Here is a 21477-nt window from a genome sequence, read left to right as displayed (position 1 = left end):
TACGCTAACCCTCGCGGTTTAGCGCCGCAAAATCCCGACCCTCGGCGATGAGCGCACCAAACAGCGGATCGGGCGCATAAATCTGCGGTGACACCTCGGCGCGCCTGCGCAGATCAGCCCGGAACACCAGCAAGCCGCGCTGATCGGCTTGAAACTGCGGCCCACCCCGCCAACGCGGAAATATCCCAGCAAGCACCGCCGCCGCATCCACATCCGACGGCCTGCGCGCAACACCTTCCGTCACCAGCCGCGCAGCCTCATTGGCCAGCGCCGCCACGCAGGCATCCACCACTTGCCGCGCTTCGGGCGGTGCCGCAGGCAAAGGCCCCCGCGCGCCAACCCCAATGCCGAACGAAGCCAACGCCACGCCAATTACCGATCGCTGCAACCCCTCCGTCTCCAGTTGCGTGATCGCTGCCGACATTGCATTGCGCAAACGCCGCTCAATCGGTCCACCAGGCCCGCTGAACAGCACCCGCCAGCCCAACCGCCGACCGAGCGCCAACCCCAACGCCAGCACTTCCGACGAAGCCTCCGGTCCCGACGCAAGCTCCGCCACCAGCCCCGCAGCCAAAGCCACGCTCAAACCGACCTGCCCCGCAGCCCCACGCGCAGGCAAAGCTCCGATTGAGATAACCGCAGCCTCGAGTACTGGCACCGCCGCTTGGGTGTTGTTCAGCACCAGATCGGCACCGCCCAAACCTTCAGCGCTCATCGACGTGCTTAGCCGCGCCCAGTCCGCATCGCGCGCCTCTGGGGTCAGACGGCCCTTATTGACGGCCGCTTCTTGTCGTTCGGCAATCGTCTGCAGCGCCGCCACCAGAGCCTCCCGCGACGGATCAATCAACGCCACCCGCAACCCGGCTGCTAATGCTTGGCCGACCACGTCTGTGGCTGGCGGGCTCGCGCCCCAAACTGCAAGGCTGTTCAGCTTTGTCACCGCCACAGCCGCAACGCGGGCGGGCGGGAAAGCCAATTTGCGCTCGGCTTGATACATATGCTGCAAGCCGCGCGCCTCGGGGGTTTTAGCAAGCCTTTCAAACGCCGCAGCCTCAAAAGCAAGGCCCTGATCTAAGGGTAATAATTGCGCTGCCTCCACGCATTCGATCAGTCGCAGCGGCGCAGGCAAAGGCAAACCCGCACAACTCGCCCGTGCCGCAGCAATCGCGGCTTGATAGGCTTTGCCATCGCGCAACCCCTCGCGCCGCGCGATGGTTTTGATCGGCTCGCCGCCCTGCAACACGATGCTTTCCGCAAATGCGCAGGCCCTTGCCCGCAGATCGGTTTCTACCACCTCGTCCAGCAGCCCAATCATCAACGCTTGCGCTGCAGTCAAATTGGCGGGCTCTAACAGCAGTTTCAGCGCTGCCGCAGCACCAACAAGCCGCGGCAAGCGTTGCGTAGCCCCGGCCGCCGGCACCAGTCCAAGGCCAATATCCGGCATCCCAAACTGCGCCGTAGCCGAGGCAATCCGGCCATGCGCAGCCAACGCCAGCTCCAACCCACCGCCGAAAGTGCTGCCATTCAAAGCTACTATCACCGGCTTTGGAAAGTTTTCAATTTGCAAACACAGCGCCGCAAGGCTGAGCCCTGCGACTGGCTTTGCCAATTCCGCCAGATCCACACCCGCCGAAAACGCCGCAATATCCGAACAGATCACAACAGCGGCCACATCTGCGCTTATCGCTTGTTCTAAGCCCGCCCAGACTTCCAGCCGAAGACTGTGCGACAAGGTGTTCAGCGGACGATGCGCAAGGACCACCAGCAGCACAGCGCCCCTGCGCTCTAGGCGCACCGCCCCCGTCAAGGCTTTGCTATCCATGCCAATTGCTCCATGCCCAACGCTTCACACAAGCTTGGCGTCATTAAGCGGTGGCAAGACGACCATTGCAATACCGCACCGCAAACGCCTGCACGGCCAACGCAATCCGGATCGAAACCAGTCAGACCGGCATATTGTCGAAGTCAGCTTCGTCCGTTGCCGCGAAAAGTTCGGATCGCATCGGCAAATGCGCCAGCGCGCCCGGCAGCACGACGCTTAGCGCTTGGATTTCGGCGAGCAGTAAGTTCAGCCCCAATGTCCGCGCAGATTTCGTTGTCATTAACAGCTCATCCGTCAATTCTACGATCGGATTGGTTTTCGACATTGGCTTTCTCCTAGCTGGCGCAGTTGCGGCAAAACGGCGTGTCAGGCAGCGCATCCAACCTCTCCGGCTCGATTGGCCCGCCGCAAGTGACGCATAAACCATAGTCGCCGAGCTCAATCCGCGCCAAAGCCGCTTCGATGCGCCGGATTTCGAGCAATCCTGCGTTGCCGATACTCTCTAGCACTTCATCGCCCTCACGCTCGATGGCAAGATCCTCCCAGTCCGAAGAATGTTCAGCAACAAGTTCGGTCGAAATGCCACTGAGCCGTCCCTTCAAGGCGGCAAGTCTTTGTTGCATTTGCGCTTTTCGGGCTTCGCTCGACGTCATGGGTTGTCCTTTCCTGACTGCATCCACTCTAGACGAGCCGCAGCCCGCGTCCTTGATGCAGGTCAATAAACCGGCCCAAACGCATTCCGACATTGCGGTGGATCTCGCCAAGACTTACCTTGACACACAAAGCCGAAGGAGACTGCCATGCACCCCGACGTCCATGCCTTTTTCGACGAGGCCACCAACACCATCACCTATGTGCTGCACGAGCCAAACGGCCGCGCCTGCGCCGTGATCGATTCCGTGCTCGATTTCGACTATAGCTCGGGTCGCACCGACACCCGCTCTGCCGATGCGGTGATCGCCTTCATTCGTGCGCAACAGCTTGATCTGCAATGGGTTCTAGAAACCCATGTCCACGCCGATCATCTTTCCGCCGCGCCCTATCTCCAAGAGGCACTCGGCGGTCAGATCGGGATTGGCGATCAGATTACCGTGGTGCAGGAAACTTTCGGCAAAATTTTTAACGAGGGCACCCGCTTCGCCCGCGACGGCAGCCAGTTCGATAGGCTGTTCCGCGAAGGCGATAGCCTGATGGTCGGTCAGTTGCGGGTCGATGTGATGCACACTCCAGGGCATACTCCGGCGTGCCTGACCTATGTGGCTGGCGACGCGGCTTTTGTCGGCGATAGTTTGTTCATGCCCGATTTTGGCACTGCCCGCTGCGATTTCCCCGGTGGTTCCGCCGAGGTAATGTTCGACTCCGTGCAGCGCATCCTAGCCCTGCCCGACGACACGCGGATCTTCGTCGGTCACGACTACAAAGCCCCGGGGCGCGATAAATTTGCGTGGGAATCCACCGTCGGCGCGCAAAAAGCGCTGAACGTCCATGTCGGCGCGGGCCGCAGCCGTGCGGATTTCGTCGCCCTGCGTGAGACGCGCGATGCCACCCTGCCGATGCCAAAGCTGATCATCCCCTCGCTGCAAATCAATATGCGCGCCGGTCAGATGCCAGAGCCCGAGGACAACGGCTTGTCCTACCTGAAAGTGCCGCTAAATGGCCTGTAAAAGCGGGGATGTGCTGTGATGCTGGATTGGTTTTGGGGACTTGCGGGCGGTTTGATGATTGGCAGTGCGGGTTCAGTCTTCCTGCTTTATAATGGTCGTGTGATGGGTGCTTCTGGCATTATCGGCGGGCTGGTCGATGGCACGGGTTGGAGCAATTGGGCCGAGAGGCTGGTGTTTTTGGTCGGCTTGGTCGGTGTGCCCTATCTCTTGTGGCTGGTTATCGGCGGAGAGACCCACCTTACAACCAACTGGTTCGTGATCATGCTTGCAGGATTGCTGGTCGGCATAGGTGTCCGTCTGGCAGGCGGATGCACCTCGGGGCACGGCGTTTGCGGCATTTCGCGGCTGTCGCTGCGCAGCATCGTCGCCACGCTGATCTATGTGCTTGCGGGCGGGCTGACCATTGCGCTGCTGCGTCACCTGCTTGGAGTGATCTGATGCAGCGTTACGGCTACGCTTTACTGTCCGGCGGATTGTTTGGCGCCGGGCTGCGCTTGTCGGGGATGACCGACACGTTGAGGGTTCAAGGCTTTCTCGACCTGTTCGGCACTTGGGATCCTACGTTGGCCTTTGTGATGGTCGGGGCAATCCTGCCGATGGCTGCGGCTTGGCGGGTGGCCTCAAAGCTGGATCGGTCATATCTCAACCTTGATCTGCCGCCCGCCACCAGTCATCGGATCGACCGCAATCTGATCGTCGGCTCGCTGCTGTTCGGCATGGGCTGGGCGTTGGCGGGACTTTGCCCCGGCCCGGCGCTTGCCTCCATAAGCTTTGGCGGCAACAATGGCGTGCTCTTTCTATTGGCTATGCTCGGCGGTATGGTGGTCGCACCCGTCCTGCGGGCGCGTCTGGATCGCGCCGCGCTGGCCGATACTACAGCGATTTACGATAATCTGAGCGACACCGACGCCCCGATCAACCCGGATACTCTGACCGACAGCCCGAGGAACAAAATGGACATTCGCGCCCTGACCCCGACTTATGCCGTCTCGCCGCAGATCGAGCCTTCTGATCTGGCCGCGATCAAGGCGGCGGGCTATACGACCGTGATCGACAATCGCCCGGATGCTGAGATTCCGCCCCATTTGCACACCGAAGTGATGAAGGCCGCTGCAGAGGCGGAGGGTCTGACATTCATCGCCAACCCGGTGATTGGTGGGGCGTTGACGCAGGAAAATCTGCGGGCGCAGGCGGCGGCTTTGGCGGAGGCTACCGGGCCGGTGTTTGCTTATTGTGCTTCGGGAAATCGGTGTTCGGTGGTCTGGGCGCTGATGAATGCAGGGCAGGCTTCTACGGATGAGTTGATCAATACTCCGGCAAAGTTTGGCTATAATCTGGAGCATCTGCGCGGGCAGATTGATGCTTTAGCGGCTGAGGCGGAAGCTGATCGGATTTAAAGCTGGCAGGTTGTCCACGCGGGGACAGCTTAGAATAGTGTTGTGTTTCAAGGTATTGGGAAATCCGTTAAGGAAATCTTAGGATTTTCAGCTACAGAGTTACCCGGTTTGCCGCATCGGTTCGCCAGTAATCGCCTCGAATACCTGAGCCTTCGGCAGGGCCAAGGCTTGCGCCTCGTTTGGCGTCAGACGAATAGCCCGCATACCGCGATTTTGACCGAGCCTGCCGTCGATCATGCTGCGCCCATCCAAACCTTCCAGATGAATGCGGTCAATCGCGGCGCGTTGCAGAAGGATAACCTCACCGACTTGCAGCCCCATTACCCGGTGCAACGGTAACGAAACCCTGCTGACCACTGCATTCAATACGCACCCGGCGTCTTCCACCTGTTCAGCCAAAGCCTGCGCGAAGGCGAGCCCTGATTGCAACTGCGCCTCTGGTCCCGGCGTAGGACGGGCTGGCATTGGCGCTTTGCCATCCGCAGGCAGCGCCAGCAGCACCGAGCCCTGCCGCGCACCTAAGCCCAGCGAGACCTCTGCCGTCAAAACCCGGTAGTCGATGTCTTCCAACAGCAGCCCCAGCGGGCGGGGATCATCCAAGAAGCTGGCATAGCGAAAGCCGCCCGCCCATTGCAAGTCAGCCTCTTGCGCCAGCATCTGCTCCAGCCCCTCAAGTGCTGCATCCAGCGTCGGGGCCACCATCGCGGCATCGGTGCGGGTCGGCTTGCGCCCCGTTAGCTGCACGGTGGAAACCTTGCCCAAGGTCTGCGACTCGATCATCGCCGCCAGCACTTGCGGTGAGATAATCAGCAAGCCCATGCCTTCACTCGGGCCTTGCAGCACCGCAATCAGCGCCTGTTGCGGCGGCAATTCCAGCAATTCCGCCAGTGATCGGTGGTGCAAGCTAAGCGAGGTGACTTCGAGCGGCAGGCTTAGGCAATCGCGCGCCGCCCGCGCCAAAGCCAGCCGCCAACTGCGATCCGCCCCCGGCCCACCTTCGGCCAGCAATGCCTTGATCGCCGCGATCTTGCGCCGGATAACGCCGTCTTGCTGTGTATCTGCCACTTTGTTTCCCTAACCGACTGCAAAGCCCATCTAGACGCAGCCAACCTAACAAAGCGTTTACGTTACCGCAGTTTCTCTGCGTCCTGTTTCTCCATGACCAATTTGTCCATTCGAAGCGGCAGCGTCACCCGGAATGCAGCACCCCTTTGTCCCGGCAAATAGGTGACGGTGCCGCCAAGATTGGCCATGATCTCGCGGCAAATTGCCAAGCCCAGCCCTGCACCGCCCGCCCTGCCATCGTCACTCAGTCGGGCAAATTTCTCAAAGATCAGCCCTTGGGCGTCTTTGGCAATGCCCGCGCCATTGTCGATGAAATCAACCACCACGCGCCCGCCCTTTTGCCGCACCGAAATGCGCAACACCGGGGCATCCGACGCGCAATATTTCCGCGCGTTAGAGATCAGATTGATGAACACCTGCACCAAACGGTCGGCATCGGTGCGCAGATATATCTCCTCTGACGGATAGTCGCGGCGGATGTCAAAGGTGCGCTCTGGTCGGGTTTGGCTGGACACCGCCAAGGCGCGGTCGATCATCTGGCCCAGATGCGACAGCGTCAGATTTAGCTGCACAGCACCATTTTCCAGCACCGACAAATCGAGCAGATCATCCAGCAGACGGGTCAGCCGCCGCGCCTCGGTGTGGATAATCTGGCCGTATTCCGCCACCCGGGCTTTCGGCAGATCACCTTCCGCCAAAATCTCAGAAAACGCGCGGATAGAGGTCATCGGCGTGCGGAGTTCATGGCTGATCTGGCTGAGGAACGCATCTTTTTGCACCGACAATTGCGTCAGCTTTTCGTTGACCTCGCGCAGTTGCCGCGCGGTGCGGGAAAGTTCACCCTGTTTTTCTTCCAGTCGCGCCGAATATTCCATGATCTGTGCGGCCTCGGTTGCCACCGCCATCAAATCCTCCACCGTCACCGTAGCGCGCCCAAACAACTGGCTGATCATCGCATGTGCGGTTGCAGCCCCGACAGAGCCTGCGAGATTACGCTCCAACCCGGCCAAGAAACTTGGGGTCAGATCGGGTAGAAACCCAGCCTTGCCTTGCGCGCGGGCTTCAGCCTCAAAGAATGAAATCGCGGCTTCGTCGCCGATGATGCGCTGCGCCATATTCATCAGCGCCTCGGGTTCGGCCTGCCCATGCGTCCAACCCAAACGTTCAGCCTGCAACTCATCATCGAAGGCATTGACGAAGGCAGCGCCTTGGATGCGTTCGACCGGATCGGGGAACGACAGCAGCGAGCCCGCCGCATATCCCGCGATGTTGAGCGCCAGCGACCAGAAGATCGAGTGGATCAGCGGGTCCATGCCGTCGCTGCCAAACAACGCCTGCGGGCGCAGCCAATGCAGACCGAACAAGCCGTTTTGCAGCACCTCTGCCGAGATCGCAGCCCCTGCGCCGAAGGATGGCAGGAACAGCGTGAAGCCCCAAGTGGCAAAGCCGATGCTGAGGCCCAAGGTTGCGCCCAGTTTGGTGCCACCGCGCCAGAATATGCCGCCGAGCATCGCAGGCAACACCTGCGCCATCCCGGCAAAGGCGATCTGACCGATGGCCGCGAGGGCCGCCGAACCGCCGGACAGCCGGAAATACTCCAGCCCCAGCGCCAGCACCATGATGATCGACAAACGTCGCGCAAGCAGGATCGCCCCGCGCAGGTTGCCGGAAAGCGCCGCTTGCGGGCGCAGCCAAAGCCAAGCGGGCATCAGGATGTGGTTTGAGACCATCGTGGCAAGGGCAATGGTTTCGACGATCACCATCGAGGTCGCCGAGGAAAACCCCCCGAGGAATGCCAGCAGTGCAAGGGCACCTTGGCCCTCTTGCAGCGGCAGCGTCAGCACCATCATGTCAGGGTTTGTGCCAGATGGCATCCGGTCGAGGCCGATCACCGCGATGGGCAGGATGAACAGGCTCATCGCGAACAGATAGGCCGGGAACGCCCAAGACGCGCGAGACAGATGCGCCTCATCAACGCTTTCGACCACCAGCACTTGAAACATCCGTGGCAGGGTGATGACGGCGGCGGCTGACAGGAAGATCAGGCCCGCCCAGCGCCCCGGCTGGATCGCCCAGTTCGGATCGGTGTAAGCCTCAATCCGCTCGATCATCGCCACCGGGCCGCCGCCAAGGCCCCAGACCACGAAGATGCCGACCGCCAGCAGGGCGACCAGCTTCACAACCGCCTCTACCGCAATCGCCATGACGATGCCGTGGTGCTGCTCTTTGGCGTCGAGGTTGCGGGTGCCGAACAGGATGGTGAACAGCGCAAGGCCCGCCGCCACCCAGATCGCGGTGGCATCACGGTCGGGCATCACCCAAGTCTCGGGTGTGGTTTGCGCGAAGACGCTGAAAGATAGCGTCACCGATTGCAGTTGCAGCGCGATATAGGGCGTGGCCGCCACCACGGCGATCACCGTCACCAACACGCCAAGCAGGTTGGATTTGCCGTAGCGGCTGGAGATCAGATCGGCAATCGAGGTGACACGCTGCCTACGCCCGATGCGGACGAGTTTGCGCAAAACCCACCACCAGCCGACGAACACCAAGGTGGGGCCGAGGTAGATCGTCAGGAACTCGAGGCCCGTGCGGGCGGCTGACCCCACTGCGCCGTAGAACGTCCAAGCGGTGCAGTAGATTGACAGCGATAATGTGTAGACCACGGGTGAGCGTAAGAACCGCATCTCACCGCGCGAGGCGCGGCGTTCGACGACAAAGGCCACCACGAACAAGAACGCCACATAGGCCAGACAGGTCAGCACCAGCACATTGAACGGCATCAGGCGTCCTCGGGCTGCTGCGCATCGGCCTCGGGTTGCGCGAGACCGGGGGCTACGTAAGCCGCGAGGCCGATCAGCAAGGCCCATACGCCGAACACATAGACCGCCACCCGACCCGCCCCTGCGGCACTGCCCCACATCAATGGCAACATCAGCAAAAAGAAGCCAAAGATCGGCAACAACCGGGCGGCATCTCGCAGGCGGCGCTGACGGTAGACCGCTCGGGCGAGGAACAAGGGAGCCGCGGGCCTGCGCATTACGCCCCGAGCAATTCCCGCACCAAAGCGCGAATTTCTGAGTTATCAAACGGCTTGCTCATAAACGCCGATACCCCGGCGCGCTCTGCCGCCTCACGGTCGCGCAACTGGCCTTTGGCGGTGAGCATCAGGATCGGCAAAGCTTGATGCAAAGGATCAGCCCGCAAAGCGGTCAAAATTTCCAACCCGCTCATTCCGGGCAACATCGAGTCGAGGATCACCAGATCGGGCCGCAGCCGCGCCACCTCGGCCAAAGCCAGAGCGCCATCCGCCACCACCGATACCTCCCAGCCATCGCGCGACAGAATAAACCGCAACGCCTCTGCGATATTGGCCTCATCCTCGATCAGCAAAACCTGACGCATATAATCTCCCCCAACCCAACTATCCGCGCAAAGCCCCACACTGTCAAAGAAAGTCCTCTGCCAATTCACATTGGCCCAAATACTCCCGCCAGAGGCTCTTAGCCTTAACAATTCACCTGTTCTTAAAAATCCCCGCCGGAGGCTCCCCCCTTCCAACCCTCACGCCGACAAAATCGAAGGCTCCCGCCGCGCCGGACACGCCTCACGCTGGCAAATCCGACAGGTAGAGCCCACCAACAAAGCATCGCCGCCGCGCCCGACTTCGGGCAAGATCAGCATCGCCGCCTCGCGCAGTTCCGGTCCGCGAAACCCTTGCGGGAAATATGGCTGACAAAACGCCCGAACCCTAAACCGCGCGGCTTGTGGCCCTGCGGTTTCGATCACCATCTCAATCGGCGTCATTGGCCGCGATAGCGCCGCGAACAACGGCCAAAGCGGGCAAGCCGCCCCGAACCGTGGCAAGGCAAAGCCCGCGATGGGCTTGCGAAATATCAGCGTACCCGAGGCATCGCAGACCACCAACCCGGCCTGCATACCCGGGTGCAAAGCAAGGCGCCGGAACGCCGCCAGCACCTCGCCGCCAAATCGCGCCGCCAGTGCGACCGGATCAAGCCCGAGTGCGTCCAGCGCGCCTGCAAACTCCGCCGCGGGATAGACCGCCAGATCGCGCGCCGCTTGCGCCAACCACGCCGCTGCCATCTGCCGTGCCGCAGCCAAGGCTAGACCGCTTGCATCGCTTGGCCGCCAATCCTGCGCCAGCAGCCACGCCTCTAATTCTTCTTGCGGCGAGGCCAGCACCTGCTCCTCTGCGTGGCCGGCGTTATCCAAATATCGCACCAAAGCTTCCGCCCCGACCGCCAGCCGCTTGCTGTCCTGTTGCAGGTTCCCCAAAAACCGCCCCTGCCATTCCGGCTCTATATCCTCGGTATCGGCCAAAATTGCCGCCGTTGACCGCACCGAGGCCACCGCCGACAAAACCTCATGCAGGCTTGCCGACAGATGCGGATCGTGGCTCATCCGGTCGTTCATCGCCTCTAGCGCGCGCTCCAGCCCTGCAACCCGCTGGTGCAAGCCGATCACCGTCGCAGCCCAACCCGGAAATCTGCCCGCAAAATCTTCACTACGGTCCACCTCCGCCCCCGGCAACCGCGCCGACGCCGCGCGCAGATCGTCCAGAACGGTGCCCGCAATACCCTCCTGAAAGTTTTGCACCGGCTGATCCAAAGCCTCGGCCAGCCGCAACAGCAAGGGCTCCGCAATGCGGCGGCGGTTATGCTCGATCAGGTTGAGATAAGACGCTGATATCCCGACCGAAAAAGCCAGATCCGCCTGCCGCAACCCCAAAGCCACCCGCCTCTCGCGCAGCCTGCTTCCAGTAAGGGCAGAGATCGGCATGACACAACTCCTGATGCTGCCGCGAGATTTACAAGATATTGCAAACTTTACAACGACAGTGGCAAACGGCAGTCGCAGTCACGTCCGGTTGGTTTTTGGCTACTCGTTGAAAGTCTTGACAGGTTGGCCCGGGAAGATGGATGCTACGGGCAATTCAGGTGCAATGGTGGCGCAGTTAGATTTTCCTTAAGCGCGTCTTCTGATGATTTTATCGTAATGTTGCCAGTTTAATTTGGAGAAACTTTTAGATTGCGGCCTAAGGCAGCAGCTTTTGGCCAGCAGGCATCGAATTATTAATGGGAGATTTTTTTGCCATTTCAAATTTTATATACACCCGTCAAGCCATCAGCATCTGTGGGTGTTATCGCTACGAGCGAAGGCGATCTTGAGACTTGCATTGCCGGACTAGCGGCAAAGGGTTTCGATCATAATACTGTCAAGTTGATGGTGATCCGCAATTTCGGTGTGAACCACTTCGACGCTTATAAAGGCATCTCAGCTTTTTTAGCGCAAGCTGCGGGCCGATACCTGATGGTTATCCATCAGGATGTGACCCCAATTGACCGAATTGCGGATCTGGCTGATCGATTGAACGAGTTGGATCATGTTGAGCCCAATTGGGCACTCGCGGGCAATTCCGGCTTTGTTGGGCTTGGACGTTCTGCGAGACGCATTTCTGACCCTTACGGCATGGATCAAAAGGTCGGCGTTTTGCCTTCGAAGGTTTGGGCGGTTGATGAAAATCTGTTGATCCTTAATTTGCGCAATCCCGTCGTGCCGTCTTCTGATTTGAGCGGATTTCACTTCTACGGAACAGACCTTGCGCTAAAGGCACGTTTGGCGGGTCGCGGAACCTATGTGATTGACTGGCACGTGTTGCACGCAAGCAAAGGCAACCTCGGTCATTCTTGGAAACAAGGACTAAAGCAACTCGAAACTGCTACGCAGGCAAAATTGGCACAAAGATTATTCAAGTCCCAACGACAGTCTTGCTATTTGGTTGGTTCGCCCCATTGCGCGTCATGCGTAAATCGGTTTGGCGTACGGTGCGATACGGCAGCCGCTATCTGCACCGGATCGGAATACGTCGGTAGTTTGCGCAAGTACCTACAGCGCAAGTACGTTCAGGTGCCATCAGAGCTGCGGCGTAGTATGGATCGGTCAGCGAAGACTCGTTCTGGCGCTGATGTGAAGACTTTAGTGCGGGCAATATTAAGTTTGGTCCCCCACCCAAATATTGCCGCAAGCATAAAAAAAGGCTGGCAGAACTCCGCCAGCCTTTGCGTGAATTGATTGAGCTCAGTTCTTAGGCAAAGCCTTATCCGTCACAACATGGGTCCATGCGCCGGTTGGTTCTTTGGTGATAACCGGGTCCGACCCGCCCGACAGCAGTGCCGCCACGGTGCGTGTGTAATCGGCCTCGTCCAGCGCGCCATTCGAGCCTGCGGTAAGCTTGCCGATCTCGGCGACCATGCGCTTTTGATGCTCGATGGTTTGCGCACCCGTCGCATCATTGTCGATCACGATTTGCGCCGCCTCGTCGCCATTGGCTTCGGCGTATTTCCAGCCCTTCATCGAGGCCCGCACAAAGCGCACCATCTTGTCTTCAAACGCCGGGTCGGCCAGTTTGTCTTCCATGACGTAAAGCCCGTCTTCCAACGTGGCGACGCCTTCGTCTTCATATTTGAACGTCACCAGATCTTCCGGCTTCACGCCCGCGTCAATCACCTGCCAGTATTCGTTGTAAGTCATGGTCGAGATACAAGCCGCCTGCTTTTGCAGCAGCGGATCGACGTTGAAGCCCTGCTTCAGCACGGTCACACCGCCCGCCGAGCCATCAGTTTTCAGCCCGAGTTTGTTCATCCAGTTCAGGAACGGATACTCATTGCCACCAAACCAGACGCCCAAAGTTTTGTCGGCGAAGTCAGCCGGAGTGGAGACGCCGGATTCCTTGAGGCAGGTCAGCATCATGCCCGAAGATTTGAACGGCTGCGCAATGTTGACCAGTGCGAGACCCTTTTCGCGCGCAGCCAAGGCGGACGGCATCCAGTCGATCACCACATCCGCGCCACCGCCCGCGATAACTTGGGTCGGGGCGACGTCTGGGCCACCCGGCAGAATGGTGACGTTGAGACCTTCTTCCTCGTAAAAGCCCTTGGCGGCGGCCACATAATAGCCCGCAAACTGGCCCTGAGTGACCCATTTCAGTTGCAGCGTCACGTCATCGGCTGCCTGTGCGCTGCCGGCAAATGCCAGAAACAGCGCCGACGTCAGTAGCTTTTTCATTCTCAACCTCCAAGTTGAAGCCCGGTTTCGGGCCATTTCGTTAATCAGTTTCTTTGTGACGGATGCCAGAATGTCACCCGCTTCTCGATCAGTGCGACCAGCCCATAGAACGCCGATCCCGCCAAGGCCGCCACCGCAATCTCGGCCCAAACCATGTCGGGTGACGAGCGCCCAACCTCGGCCACGATGCGAAAACCCATGCCCACGATAGGGCTGCCGAAAAATTCAGCAACAATCGCACCGATCAGCGCCAGAGTTGTCGCAATTTTCAGCCCGTTGAAGATGAACGGCATCGCCGCAGGCAGCCGCAGTTTGAACAGCGTCTGCCAATAGCTCGCCGAATAGGTCGCCATCAGATCGCGCTGCATGGCGTCAGAAGCGGCCAACCCGGCAATGGTATTCACCAGCACCGGGAAAAACACCATTACCACCACCACGGCGGCCTTTGACTGCCAATCAAACCCGAACCACATCACCAAAATCGGTGCGATCCCCACAATCGGCAAAGCCGCGACGAAATTGCCCACCGGCAGCAACCCGGCTTGCAGGAAGGGCGAGCGATCAATCGCAATCGCCACCAGCACCGCCGCCGAGCAGCCAATCGCATAGCCGCTCAAAGCGCCCTTGAAGAAGGTTTGCACCAAATCGGCCCATAGGGTCGGCACGCTGGTGCTCATCCGGGCAATCACATCGCTCGGCGGCGGCAGAATGATCTTGTTGACGCCGTAAGCCGTCACCCCCGCCTGCCACAGCACGACGACCGTGACCCCAAAAACCAAAGGCACCGCATAGCGCACCCATGCAGCGCGGCCCTTCGACAGTTCGGAATTGAGCAGCCAAGCCCCAGCCCAAAACGCCAGCAAGCACCACAAACGCGGATCGAGCAGAAATAAATACCACGGATTTGCGATCATCGCGCCATCCCCATCCGGGCCAGCACCCTGCGCTCAATCCGCCCGGCCAGCATTACCAAGACGGCCGCAAGAATTGCCGACAGGAACAACGCCGCCCAAATCTGCGTGGTCTGCCCGTAATACGACCCCTGCAACAACCGCGCGCCCAAGCCCGCCTGCTGGTTCAACTCGGCCACAATCGCGCCAACTAGGCTTGCCGCAATCCCCACCTTCACGCTCGCGAAGAAATACGGCATCGAGGACGGCAACCGCAGCTTCCAGAACACCGCCCCACCGGGGGCCGCATAGGTCTGCAACAAATCGAGCTGCATCACCTCGGGGCTGCGCAGGCCCTTCACCATTCCCACCACCACCGGGAAGAACGACAGATAAGCCGAGATCACCGCCTTGGTCATCAAAGGCGTCGCCCCCACCGCATGCATCACCACCGCCAGCATCGGCGCGAGCGCAATGATCGGCACCATCTGACTAGCAATCGCCCAAGGCAGAACGCTCATCTCCATGCTGCGCGAATAGACAATGCCCACCGCCAGCAAGACCCCCAAAGTCGTGCCCATCACAAAGCCCAAAAGTGTGCCCGAGATCGTCACCCAAGCATGATAGACCAGCGATTTCTTGGAACTCACTGGCAAACCGAAGGTCGAGCGCAGCAACTCAGAAATCACTTGATGCGGCGTGGGCAGCACCGGGCGATCTTGGTTCATCGTCGCTTGCGCCACCTGCCACGGCCTCGGCACCGTCTGCTCTGCCCGCGCCGCCTGATCATAGACCCAAGGCGCGTTCATCCAAACCGCCGCCGCATACCAAACGGCGATGATGGTCAACAGAACGCTCAGGATCGGCACAATTGACTTCATTTGACGGCATCGACAATGTTGACGGACGGATGCAGATCAATTTCCACGTCACCAAAATTATCCCGGACCTTAACGTCGATGCTCAGATCGTGATTGATGAAGCCTGCTTCGGGCGTAAGACCAAAATTCCTTGCGAGAACCAAATCCGTGCTTGGGCCAGTGACAGGGCCGCCAAGACATTCACCCAAATCCACATCTTGCGTCTTGCCGTCAGGCAGATGGATCAGCACGTTGCAGTTAACGCTCGCCTTGCCGTCCTGCAAAGTCATTCCTGCAACAAGGATAACCACACTGAGATAAGAACCCGCCTGCACTTTCGACCAGATCGCGAAATGCGGGCTTTCTGTGCGCGGCGTATTCCAAAGCGTCACCAGCTCGTCTTGGGTAATCGGGGTCAATATCGCCATCGCCATAAAGCCGTCTACCTGTTTGCTCTCCGCCGGTTCGGCTTTGGCAGCCGAGCAGAACAACATCAACGACCCAAGCACCGCCAAGCACAGTTTCATGCGCTGCTCCCCGGCCACGCGATCATCAAAACCGCGACCACGCTCAGCGCAATCCCGGCCAGTTGCAGCCCGCTGGGCTTTTCACCAAAAGCCGCCATTGCCATCGCTGTGATCGCCACCATTTGGAACACCACTGACAACGCAATCGCCACGCCGAGGCCATTGCCGCGCATCACTTGCACCATCAGCGTGTTGCCGACGCAGAACAACGCGAGCGCCCCCACTAGCACCCAGATCCCGCCCTGCTGGGCGTAAGTTTTCAAAACCGCATTGGCCGTCACGAATACGGTAGTTGAAGCAGCCAACCAAGCCAGAGTGACCCAATTCATCGCCCGACCTCGCGGCTAAATTGTATGGCCGATAAATGGCCGATAAATGGCCGTTTTCCATACGTTTCATCTTTGGTTAAGAATTGCTGCTCAAACATCAGAATGCCCCGCCCTTAAGCCTTCCCGCACCCGGTGCGATACCTCGATAAATTCCTTGGAATCGCGGATATCCAACGGGCGTTCGCGCGGTAAAGGGCTGTCGATGATGTCGGTAATCCGCCCCGGACGAGGTGACATCACCACGATCTTGGTCGATAAATAGACCGCCTCTGGAATAGAATGTGTAACAAAACCAATGGTTTTCCCGGTTCGCGCCCAGAGTTTCAACACCTCCTCGTTCAAGCGATCCCGCACAATTTCATCCAGCGCACCGAAGGGTTCGTCCATCAACAAAATATCCGCATCAAACGCCAGCGCGCGCGCAATCGAGGCCCGCTGCTGCATCCCGCCCGATAGCTGCCAAGGAAACTTCTTGCCGAACCCCGAAAGTTCCACCAATTCCAAAACTCGGCTCACCCGTTCGTTCTGCTCCGCCTTAGAAAACCCCATGATTTCAAGTGGTAACCGAACATTCCCCGCAATCGTCCGCCAAGGATAAAGCCCGGCCGCCTGAAACACATAACCATAGGCGCGCTTCCTGCGAGCCTCATCCGGCGTCATCCCATTCACCGTCAAACTACCGCCCGTTGGCGTCTCCAAAGCCGCAATCGCCCGCAGGAAAGTCGTTTTGCCACAACCACTTGGCCCGATGAACGAAACAAACTCCCCCTTGTTGATCGTCAGGTTCACATCCTTCAGCGCCTGCACCGGCCCGTCATTGGTGGAAAACACAAGCTGCAGGTCGCGGGCTTGGATGACTGGCGAGGGGTTGAGAGTGTCCTTCATTTACCCCCCCTAGCGCTGTCCCGGCACTCTGCAATCGGCGTTTCTTGGTCGGTAGAATCAAACATTAGCGCGATTTTCTTTTCTGAATTCAATGACATACCATACCAATCCCCCCAACCCTCCCGCAAGACTGTAGACGATCAGCAGTCCCAACGGATCACTTGAAAACGTGAGCGGCGGTGCCATTGCCGGGTTCATTACCGGGATCAGTATCCAGCCAATGACGATACCCGTGACAACTGCCACATAGAAAGGATGGAACGGCAATCTGCCCATAATATTACGCAAAATCAATCCGATGGGTGCGCTCACGACGCCAAGCATAAGCCAAATCATGAACCCGCCGACTGATTTGGCCAAGCCAGAAAGCAGCCCAACCGGCCCCTGCAAAACGGTTTCGGTGCCCGTTACGATGACAACAGCCGCCAGAAATATCGCACACATGTGGGCCATACCCCGCATCAAACCCCCGTCACAGGCACACCAGACCGCGCTACCGGACGCGGCGAGGTCAAGTCTTTCCAGGCACTCAGCGCGCGGTTTACCGCGGGTCGAGCCTCACGGGCCACGAACTTCCCGTGGCCTTCGCGGGTTTTGATCTCGCCATCATCGACCGAAACCACGCCGCGCGACAGGGTGTAGCGCGGCAGGCCCTTGACGGTTTTGCCTTCGAACACGTTGTAATCAATCGAAGATTGCTGAGTGCCCGCCGCGATGGTTTTCGACTTTTCAGGATCCCACACCACCAAATCGGCGTCGGCACCGACCAAAACAGCACCCTTCTGCGGGTAGCAATTCAGGATTTTCGCGATATTAGTGCTGGTTACGGCAACAAATTCATTCGGTGTTAACCTGCCCGTGCTAACCCCATAAGTCCACAGCATCGGCATTCGATCCTCTAAACCTCCAGTTCCATTCGGGATTTTTGAGAAATCACCCAAGCCATAGCGTTTCTGTTCGGTCGTAAAGGCACAATGGTCGGTCGCCACAACCGACAAAGACCCCGATTGCAGGCCAGCCCACAGGCTATCCTGATGTTTTTTATCACGGAACGGCGGGCTCATCACCCGGCGAGCGGCATGGTCCCAATCGGGGTTTTGGTATTCGGACTCGTCCAAAGTCAGGTGCTGGATCAGCGGCTCGCCCCACACCCGCTTGCCCTGCATCCTCGCACGGCGGATGGCTTCGTGGCTATCCTCGCAGGATGTATGCACCACATACAGCGGCACCCCGGCCATATCGGCGATCATGATGGCGCGGTTGGTGGCTTCTCCCTCGACCTGCGGTGGGCGGGAATAGGCGTGGGCTTCGGGGCCAGTATTGCCCTCGGCCAGCAGTTTGGCGGTCAGTTCGGCGACCACATCGCCGTTTTCGGCATGGACCATCGCGAGCCCACCCAAATCGCCAACCCGTTTGAAAGATTGATACATTTCATCATCGTTGACCATCAACGCGCCCTTGTAGGCCATGAAATGCTTGAACGAGGTCATGCCGGCTTTGACGGAAAGCTCCATATCCTCCCACACTTTTTGGCCCCACCAAGTGATCGCCATATGGTAGGAATAGTCGCAATTCGCGCGGCCTGATTTGTTGTGCCACATCTGGGCGGCATCCATCAGCCCCTGCCCCTGCCCCGGCAGCACGAAATCAACCACCATCGTGGTGCCGCCTGCCAAAGCCGCCCGGGTGCCGGATTCGAAATCATCCGCCGAGTAGGTGCCCATGAACGGCATCTCCAGATGCGTATGCGGATCAATCCCGCCGGGCATCACATAGCAACCCGAGGCATCTAAGCTGCGGTCGCCGTGCAGGTTCGGGCCGATCTCGATGATCTTGCCTTGGTCGATGAGGACATCGGCTTTGTAGGTCAGATCAGCGGTAACGATGGTGCCGTTTTTGATGACTGTGGTCATTTTGTGAAACTCCTCAATCCAACCCTCGCCGCCCCGGACTTGATCCGGGGCCTCGCCTCATCGCTCAGAACGGAATATCCGCGCTGACGTCGCGCCATTCGGGATTCACGTCCAGTATCAGTTTGTCTTTCCACGCACGTTTCCAGCCCTTGATCCGCAGTTCGCGTTGCAAAGCCTCGTGGTAGGTCGGCCATTCCTCGAACCAATGCAAATGCGTGATGTTGTATTTCGCAGTATGTCCGGGCAGCAATTTGGAGCGGTGTTCTTCGACACGACGGCGCAGATTGTTGGTGGAGCCCGTGTAAAGCGCCCCGCCCGGACGCGAGCCCATGATGTAGACGAAATAGCCCATAGCGCGCACCCTTTTGGTCGAGGCCCCGGATCAAGTCCGGGGCGGCGTGGGGTTTGGTGTTACCGCTCACCCCACCACCCCCGCCACTTCCAGTACGGCGTGCAGTAAAACATCCGTCCCTGCCGCTGCCCACTCGGGCGAAATCTCCTCGGCTTCGTTATGCGACAGCCCCCCAACGCAGGGGCACATGATCATCACGGTCGGGGCGACGCGGTTGATCCAGCAGGCGTCGTGGCCTGCACCGCTGATCACATCCATCTGGGAATAGCCTAGTTTTTCAGCGCTTTGGCGGACGATGTTCACGAGGTTTGCGTCGAAAGTGACCGGGTCGAAATGCCCGACATCTTCGATTTCACAGCCAAGGCCCAACTCGGCGGCCACCGCATATGCGGCGCGTTCAACTTCGCCGCGCATCAAATCCAGTTTGGTTTGATCGGGGGAGCGGATGTCGACGGTGAAGATCACCTTCCCCGGAATGACATTGCGGGAGTTGGGGAATACCTTGACCTGCCCCACGGTGCCGACAGCGCCGGGTTGATGGCTCATCGCGATTTGATGCACGCGTTCGGTGATCCGCGCCATGCCAAGACCTGCGTTCAGCCGCATCTGCATCGGAGTTGATCCGGTATGGGCATCGCGTCCGGTCAGGGTGATTTCCAGCCACCACAGACCTTGGCCGTGGGTGACGACGCCGATCTCGCGGCCTTCGGCCTCTAAAATCGGTCCCTGCTCAATGTGCAGTTCCAGCATGGCGTGGATTTTGCGGGATCCGACAACCTCATCACCGACCCAGCCGATGCGGGCGAGTTCGTCGCCAAAGCGCAAGCCCTCCATATCGGTGCGGCTGTAGGCGTAGTCTTGGCTGTGCAGCCCCGCAAACACGCCGCTCGCCAGCATGGCGGGGGCAAACCGCGCGCCTTCCTCGTTGGTCCAGTTGGTGACGACGATCGGATGGCGGGTTTGCACGTTCATATCGTTCAAGGTGCGGACGACTTCCAGCGCGCCGAGCACGCCCAAAACGCCGTCATAGCGGCCTCCGGTCGGTTGGGTATCGAGGTGACTGCCCATATAGACGGGCAGTGCTGCGGAGTCGGTACCGGGCCGCGTCGCGAACATATTGCCCATCGTATCAACGCCCATCGTCAAGCCAGCGGCGCGGCACCAACCCGCGAACAAATGGCGGCCCTCGCTGTCGGCATCGGTAAGGGTCTGGCGGTTGTTGCCGCCTGCAATCCCCGGGCCGATTTGGGCCATTTCTTCGAGACTGTCCCACAGCCGCGCGGAATTGATCCGCAGATTTGCACCCGCTGTCATGTCAAACTCCCTTGCGGGGACGTTGCCCCAGATCGCGCTTGCTGCGAATCTTTTCCTGACCGTATGGTCAAGTTGAAGGCTATAGAAGCTGACCAAGCGGTCAACGAAAATCTGAAGGCTGGTGCAATGCCCGAACCCGCAAACCAAGCCCTTCGCCCCGCGCGGCGCAATGAGATCCGCCAGCAGAACGAGGCGCTGATTTTACAGGCAGCCGAGAAAGTCTTTGCCGAGGCCGGCTTTGGTGGCGCTACGATGCAGTTGATCGCCGATGTGGCGGGGCTGCCAAAGGCCAACCTGCATTACTACTTTGCCACCAAAGAGGAACTTTACCGCAAAGTGGTGCAGAATATCTTTGAGATTTGGCTCCATGCGGCGGAGAGCATGGATAACGCTCCCGGCCCGGTGGAGGGTATCGGCGCTTATATAGATGCCAAGATGGAGATTTCGCGCAGGCATCCTGACGGCTCAAAAGTGTGGGCATCAGAGGTGATGCATGGTGCGCCGGTCATTCAGGATTATCTCGAAACCACGTTGCGCGATTGGACGGCTGGGCGGGTGGCTCTGATCCAAGGCTGGATAGATGCGGGGCAAATGGCGGCGGTCGATCCGCGCCATTTGCTGTATTTGCTATGGGCCGCGACGCAGCATTACGCCGATTTCGGCCATCAAATTGAGACTTTGAACGCTGGGCCGCTAACCGAACGCCAATGGCGCGAGGCGAAAGCCAGCGTCAAGATGATGATCTTGCGGGGAATTGGCGCGGTTTGACAGGTTTTGATCGCGCTCCGTGCTGGATTGACAGTCGGGCGCGCGCCGCCGAAGCTATCCGCTCATTCAGGATCGGAACCCCAGATGCCAACCGTCGCCGCACTTGAAGCCGAATACGCCACGCTGATCTTTCCGCACTTTGCGGAGACCGAGGCTTGGGCTTTGGGGCAAAAACTCGTGGATTTGGCGGGCACGGCTCCGGTGGTGATCAATATTCGCAGCGCCGACCGGGTGTTGTTTCACGCCGCCCTGCCCGGCTCTGCGCCGCTGAATGATGTTTGGGCGCGGCGCAAGAGCAACACGGCGCTGTTGTTTCAACTGCCGTCATTTCTGGTCGGGCTGCGGCATAAAGCCAATGGTGGCAGCCTTGCGGGCCATGGCCTGTCTGAGGCGGACTATGCCGAGCATGGCGGTGCGGTGCCAATTCAGGTGGTGGGCGTTGGTGTGGTCGCCTGTGCGACGGTGTCGGGTCTGCCGCAAGCGGACGATCACGCCTTGGTGGTGGCTGCGATGCAGGCGGTGTTGGCAGGATAACACGCTTGTCGAGGGCAAATGGGGTTTACAATTTGCCAAAGAATACGCCACTTTGACCGTCAGAAATGCAAACA

At 59.3% G+C, this 21477-nt stretch carries 25 protein-coding genes and 1 pseudogene; 8 read left to right on the top strand and 18 right to left on the bottom strand.

The features are described from left to right. Positions 1 to 4 precede the first annotated feature (4 nt). From JWS10_RS01680 to JWS10_RS01670, 3 genes are all read right to left on the bottom strand, one after another. Positions 5 to 1822, bottom strand: coding sequence for an enoyl-CoA hydratase-related protein (locus JWS10_RS01680; RefSeq protein WP_299504148.1), 1818 nt, complete (start codon positions 1820 to 1822; stop codon positions 5 to 7). 121 nt (positions 1823 to 1943) lie between these two features. Beyond that, the gene (locus JWS10_RS01675; protein ID WP_299504146.1) at positions 1944 to 2147 is read right to left on the bottom strand and encodes a hypothetical protein; all 204 of its coding nucleotides are present in this window, start codon (positions 2145 to 2147) and stop codon (positions 1944 to 1946) included. 10 nt (positions 2148 to 2157) lie between these two features. Further along, a complete protein-coding gene (locus JWS10_RS01670) occupies positions 2158 to 2445 on the bottom strand; it encodes a TraR/DksA C4-type zinc finger protein (RefSeq protein WP_299504144.1) in 288 nt (95 codons plus the stop codon). 177 nt (positions 2446 to 2622) lie between these two features. On the opposite strand from JWS10_RS01670, the gene JWS10_RS01665 reads away from it, so the two are divergent. The 4 genes and pseudogenes from JWS10_RS01665 to JWS10_RS01650 all read left to right on the top strand — a co-directional run bounded on the left by JWS10_RS01665 (position 2623) and on the right by JWS10_RS01650 (position 4883). After that, on the top strand, positions 2623 to 3486 hold the full coding sequence (locus tag JWS10_RS01665) for an MBL fold metallo-hydrolase (protein ID WP_299479902.1): 864 nt from the start codon (positions 2623 to 2625) through the stop codon (positions 3484 to 3486). Between the two features lie 15 nt (positions 3487 to 3501). Beyond that, entirely contained in the window at positions 3502 to 3924 is a 423-nt protein-coding gene (locus JWS10_RS01660; protein ID WP_299504142.1) for a YeeE/YedE thiosulfate transporter family protein, read from the top strand. Then, a pseudogene (locus JWS10_RS01655) lies at positions 3924 to 4322 on the top strand (DUF6691 family protein); the annotation flags it as partial. The gene JWS10_RS01660 and the pseudogene JWS10_RS01655, both read left to right, overlap by 1 nt. Before the next feature lie 117 nt (positions 4323 to 4439). After that, positions 4440 to 4883 carry a TIGR01244 family sulfur transferase gene (locus JWS10_RS01650; protein WP_299504312.1) on the top strand — a complete coding sequence of 148 codons (444 nt, stop codon included), beginning with the start codon at positions 4440 to 4442 and terminating at the stop codon, positions 4881 to 4883. 99 nt (positions 4884 to 4982) lie between these two features. Here JWS10_RS01650 and JWS10_RS01645 read toward each other — a convergent pair whose 3' ends face one another. The 5 genes from JWS10_RS01645 to JWS10_RS01625 all read right to left on the bottom strand — a co-directional run bounded on the left by JWS10_RS01645 (position 4983) and on the right by JWS10_RS01625 (position 10745). Next, positions 4983 to 5948, bottom strand: coding sequence for a FliM/FliN family flagellar motor switch protein (locus JWS10_RS01645; protein WP_299504140.1), 966 nt, complete (start codon positions 5946 to 5948; stop codon positions 4983 to 4985). Between the two features lie 62 nt (positions 5949 to 6010). Beyond that, positions 6011 to 8728 (bottom strand): ATP-binding protein, encoded by a 2718-nt coding sequence (locus JWS10_RS01640; protein WP_299504139.1) that lies wholly within the window; start codon positions 8726 to 8728, stop codon positions 6011 to 6013. Further along, on the bottom strand, positions 8728 to 8985 hold the full coding sequence (locus JWS10_RS01635) for a hypothetical protein (protein ID WP_299479890.1): 258 nt from the start codon (positions 8983 to 8985) through the stop codon (positions 8728 to 8730). Before JWS10_RS01635 ends, JWS10_RS01640 begins: the two co-directional genes overlap by 1 nt. Continuing rightward, positions 8985 to 9350, bottom strand: coding sequence for a response regulator (locus JWS10_RS01630; protein ID WP_299504138.1), 366 nt, complete (start codon positions 9348 to 9350; stop codon positions 8985 to 8987). The genes JWS10_RS01635 and JWS10_RS01630 overlap by 1 nt, the downstream gene beginning before the upstream one ends. A 159-nt stretch (positions 9351 to 9509) precedes the next feature. Further along, entirely contained in the window at positions 9510 to 10745 is a 1236-nt protein-coding gene (locus tag JWS10_RS01625; protein WP_299504137.1) for an XRE family transcriptional regulator, read from the bottom strand. Between JWS10_RS01625 and JWS10_RS01620 the strand changes: the two genes are divergently transcribed. Further along, a complete protein-coding gene (locus JWS10_RS01620) occupies positions 10744 to 10935 on the top strand; it encodes a hypothetical protein (protein WP_299504136.1) in 192 nt (63 codons plus the stop codon). The genes JWS10_RS01625 and JWS10_RS01620 overlap by 2 nt on opposite strands. A gap of 119 nt (positions 10936 to 11054) precedes the next feature. After that, positions 11055 to 12038, top strand: coding sequence for a hypothetical protein (locus tag JWS10_RS01615; protein WP_299504135.1), 984 nt, complete (start codon positions 11055 to 11057; stop codon positions 12036 to 12038). A gap of 6 nt (positions 12039 to 12044) precedes the next feature. Here JWS10_RS01615 and JWS10_RS01610 read toward each other — a convergent pair whose 3' ends face one another. The 10 genes from JWS10_RS01610 to JWS10_RS01565 form a co-directional block, all read right to left on the bottom strand. Then, entirely contained in the window at positions 12045 to 13031 is a 987-nt protein-coding gene (locus JWS10_RS01610; protein WP_299504120.1) for an ABC transporter substrate-binding protein, read from the bottom strand. A 44-nt stretch (positions 13032 to 13075) separates the two neighbouring features. Beyond that, complete coding sequence (locus JWS10_RS01605) at positions 13076 to 13945, bottom strand: ABC transporter permease (RefSeq protein WP_299504119.1); 870 nt, start codon at positions 13943 to 13945, stop codon at positions 13076 to 13078. Continuing rightward, positions 13942 to 14802, bottom strand: a complete 861-nt coding sequence (locus JWS10_RS01600) for an ABC transporter permease (protein ID WP_299504118.1) — start codon at positions 14800 to 14802, stop codon at positions 13942 to 13944. The genes JWS10_RS01605 and JWS10_RS01600 overlap by 4 nt, the downstream gene beginning before the upstream one ends. Then, complete coding sequence (locus JWS10_RS01595; RefSeq protein WP_299504117.1) at positions 14799 to 15308, bottom strand: hypothetical protein; 510 nt, start codon at positions 15306 to 15308, stop codon at positions 14799 to 14801. Before JWS10_RS01595 ends, JWS10_RS01600 begins: the two co-directional genes overlap by 4 nt. Next, positions 15305 to 15637: a hypothetical protein gene (locus JWS10_RS01590; RefSeq protein ID WP_299479864.1), complete on the bottom strand. Its 333-nt coding sequence runs from the start codon at positions 15635 to 15637 to the stop codon at positions 15305 to 15307. Before JWS10_RS01590 ends, JWS10_RS01595 begins: the two co-directional genes overlap by 4 nt. 90 nt (positions 15638 to 15727) lie before the next feature. Further along, positions 15728 to 16522: an ABC transporter ATP-binding protein gene (locus JWS10_RS01585; protein ID WP_299504116.1), complete on the bottom strand. Its 795-nt coding sequence runs from the start codon at positions 16520 to 16522 to the stop codon at positions 15728 to 15730. A gap of 57 nt (positions 16523 to 16579) precedes the next feature. Then, a complete protein-coding gene (locus JWS10_RS01580; protein ID WP_299504115.1) occupies positions 16580 to 16984 on the bottom strand; it encodes a hypothetical protein in 405 nt (134 codons plus the stop codon). Next, positions 16984 to 18435, bottom strand: a complete 1452-nt coding sequence (gene hydA, locus JWS10_RS01575) for a dihydropyrimidinase (RefSeq protein ID WP_299504114.1) — start codon at positions 18433 to 18435, stop codon at positions 16984 to 16986. Before hydA ends, JWS10_RS01580 begins: the two co-directional genes overlap by 1 nt. A gap of 64 nt (positions 18436 to 18499) precedes the next feature. Then, positions 18500 to 18787: a GIY-YIG nuclease family protein gene (locus JWS10_RS01570; RefSeq protein WP_299504113.1), complete on the bottom strand. Its 288-nt coding sequence runs from the start codon at positions 18785 to 18787 to the stop codon at positions 18500 to 18502. Positions 18788 to 18853: 66 nt separating this feature from the next. Next, entirely contained in the window at positions 18854 to 20101 is a 1248-nt protein-coding gene (locus JWS10_RS01565) for a Zn-dependent hydrolase (RefSeq protein WP_299504112.1), read from the bottom strand. Between the two features lie 126 nt (positions 20102 to 20227). Between JWS10_RS01565 and JWS10_RS01560 the strand changes: the two genes are divergently transcribed. Continuing rightward, positions 20228 to 20869 (top strand): TetR/AcrR family transcriptional regulator, encoded by a 642-nt coding sequence (locus tag JWS10_RS01560; RefSeq protein WP_299504111.1) that lies wholly within the window; start codon positions 20228 to 20230, stop codon positions 20867 to 20869. An 84-nt stretch (positions 20870 to 20953) separates the two neighbouring features. Then, positions 20954 to 21403: a heme-binding protein gene (locus JWS10_RS01555; protein ID WP_299504110.1), complete on the top strand. Its 450-nt coding sequence runs from the start codon at positions 20954 to 20956 to the stop codon at positions 21401 to 21403. Positions 21404 to 21477: the final 74 nt, after the last annotated feature.

Source organism: Cypionkella sp., assembly GCF_028290025.1.
In the GTDB taxonomy this organism is placed as follows: domain Bacteria; phylum Pseudomonadota; class Alphaproteobacteria; order Rhodobacterales; family Rhodobacteraceae; genus Cypionkella.
This window is presented reverse-complemented; position numbering and strand designations above follow the sequence as displayed.

What these genes read in the sequence shown, in the direction of transcription:
- JWS10_RS01620 (WP_299504136.1), top strand. Translation starts at nt 10,744, where the DNA reads ATGACACAACTCCTGATGCTGCCGCGAGATTTACAAGATATTGCAAAC.
- JWS10_RS01555 (WP_299504110.1), top strand. Translation starts at nt 20,954, where the DNA reads ATGCCAACCGTCGCCGCACTTGAAGCCGAATACGCCACGCTGATCTTT.
- hydA (WP_299504114.1), bottom strand. Translation starts at nt 18,435, where the DNA reads ATGACCACAGTCATCAAAAACGGCACCATCGTTACCGCTGATCTGACC.
- JWS10_RS01560 (WP_299504111.1), top strand. Translation starts at nt 20,228, where the DNA reads ATGCCCGAACCCGCAAACCAAGCCCTTCGCCCCGCGCGGCGCAATGAG.
- JWS10_RS01565 (WP_299504112.1), bottom strand. Translation starts at nt 20,101, where the DNA reads ATGACAGCGGGTGCAAATCTGCGGATCAATTCCGCGCGGCTGTGGGAC.
- JWS10_RS01570 (WP_299504113.1), bottom strand. Translation starts at nt 18,787, where the DNA reads ATGGGCTATTTCGTCTACATCATGGGCTCGCGTCCGGGCGGGGCGCTT.
- JWS10_RS01600 (WP_299504118.1), bottom strand. Translation starts at nt 14,802, where the DNA reads ATGAAGTCAATTGTGCCGATCCTGAGCGTTCTGTTGACCATCATCGCC.
- JWS10_RS01580 (WP_299504115.1), bottom strand. Translation starts at nt 16,984, where the DNA reads ATGCGGGGTATGGCCCACATGTGTGCGATATTTCTGGCGGCTGTTGTC.
- JWS10_RS01640 (WP_299504139.1), bottom strand. Translation starts at nt 8,728, where the DNA reads ATGCCGTTCAATGTGCTGGTGCTGACCTGTCTGGCCTATGTGGCGTTC.
- JWS10_RS01585 (WP_299504116.1), bottom strand. Translation starts at nt 16,522, where the DNA reads ATGAAGGACACTCTCAACCCCTCGCCAGTCATCCAAGCCCGCGACCTG.
- JWS10_RS01650 (WP_299504312.1), top strand. Translation starts at nt 4,440, where the DNA reads ATGGACATTCGCGCCCTGACCCCGACTTATGCCGTCTCGCCGCAGATC.
- JWS10_RS01595 (WP_299504117.1), bottom strand. Translation starts at nt 15,308, where the DNA reads ATGAAACTGTGCTTGGCGGTGCTTGGGTCGTTGATGTTGTTCTGCTCG.
- JWS10_RS01665 (WP_299479902.1), top strand. Translation starts at nt 2,623, where the DNA reads ATGCACCCCGACGTCCATGCCTTTTTCGACGAGGCCACCAACACCATC.
- JWS10_RS01670 (WP_299504144.1), bottom strand. Translation starts at nt 2,445, where the DNA reads ATGCAACAAAGACTTGCCGCCTTGAAGGGACGGCTCAGTGGCATTTCG.
- JWS10_RS01610 (WP_299504120.1), bottom strand. Translation starts at nt 13,031, where the DNA reads ATGAAAAAGCTACTGACGTCGGCGCTGTTTCTGGCATTTGCCGGCAGC.
- JWS10_RS01625 (WP_299504137.1), bottom strand. Translation starts at nt 10,745, where the DNA reads ATGCCGATCTCTGCCCTTACTGGAAGCAGGCTGCGCGAGAGGCGGGTG.
- JWS10_RS01605 (WP_299504119.1), bottom strand. Translation starts at nt 13,945, where the DNA reads ATGATCGCAAATCCGTGGTATTTATTTCTGCTCGATCCGCGTTTGTGG.
- JWS10_RS01680 (WP_299504148.1), bottom strand. Translation starts at nt 1,822, where the DNA reads ATGGATAGCAAAGCCTTGACGGGGGCGGTGCGCCTAGAGCGCAGGGGC.
- JWS10_RS01675 (WP_299504146.1), bottom strand. Translation starts at nt 2,147, where the DNA reads ATGTCGAAAACCAATCCGATCGTAGAATTGACGGATGAGCTGTTAATG.
- JWS10_RS01630 (WP_299504138.1), bottom strand. Translation starts at nt 9,350, where the DNA reads ATGCGTCAGGTTTTGCTGATCGAGGATGAGGCCAATATCGCAGAGGCG.
- JWS10_RS01635 (WP_299479890.1), bottom strand. Translation starts at nt 8,985, where the DNA reads ATGCGCAGGCCCGCGGCTCCCTTGTTCCTCGCCCGAGCGGTCTACCGT.
- JWS10_RS01590 (WP_299479864.1), bottom strand. Translation starts at nt 15,637, where the DNA reads ATGAATTGGGTCACTCTGGCTTGGTTGGCTGCTTCAACTACCGTATTC.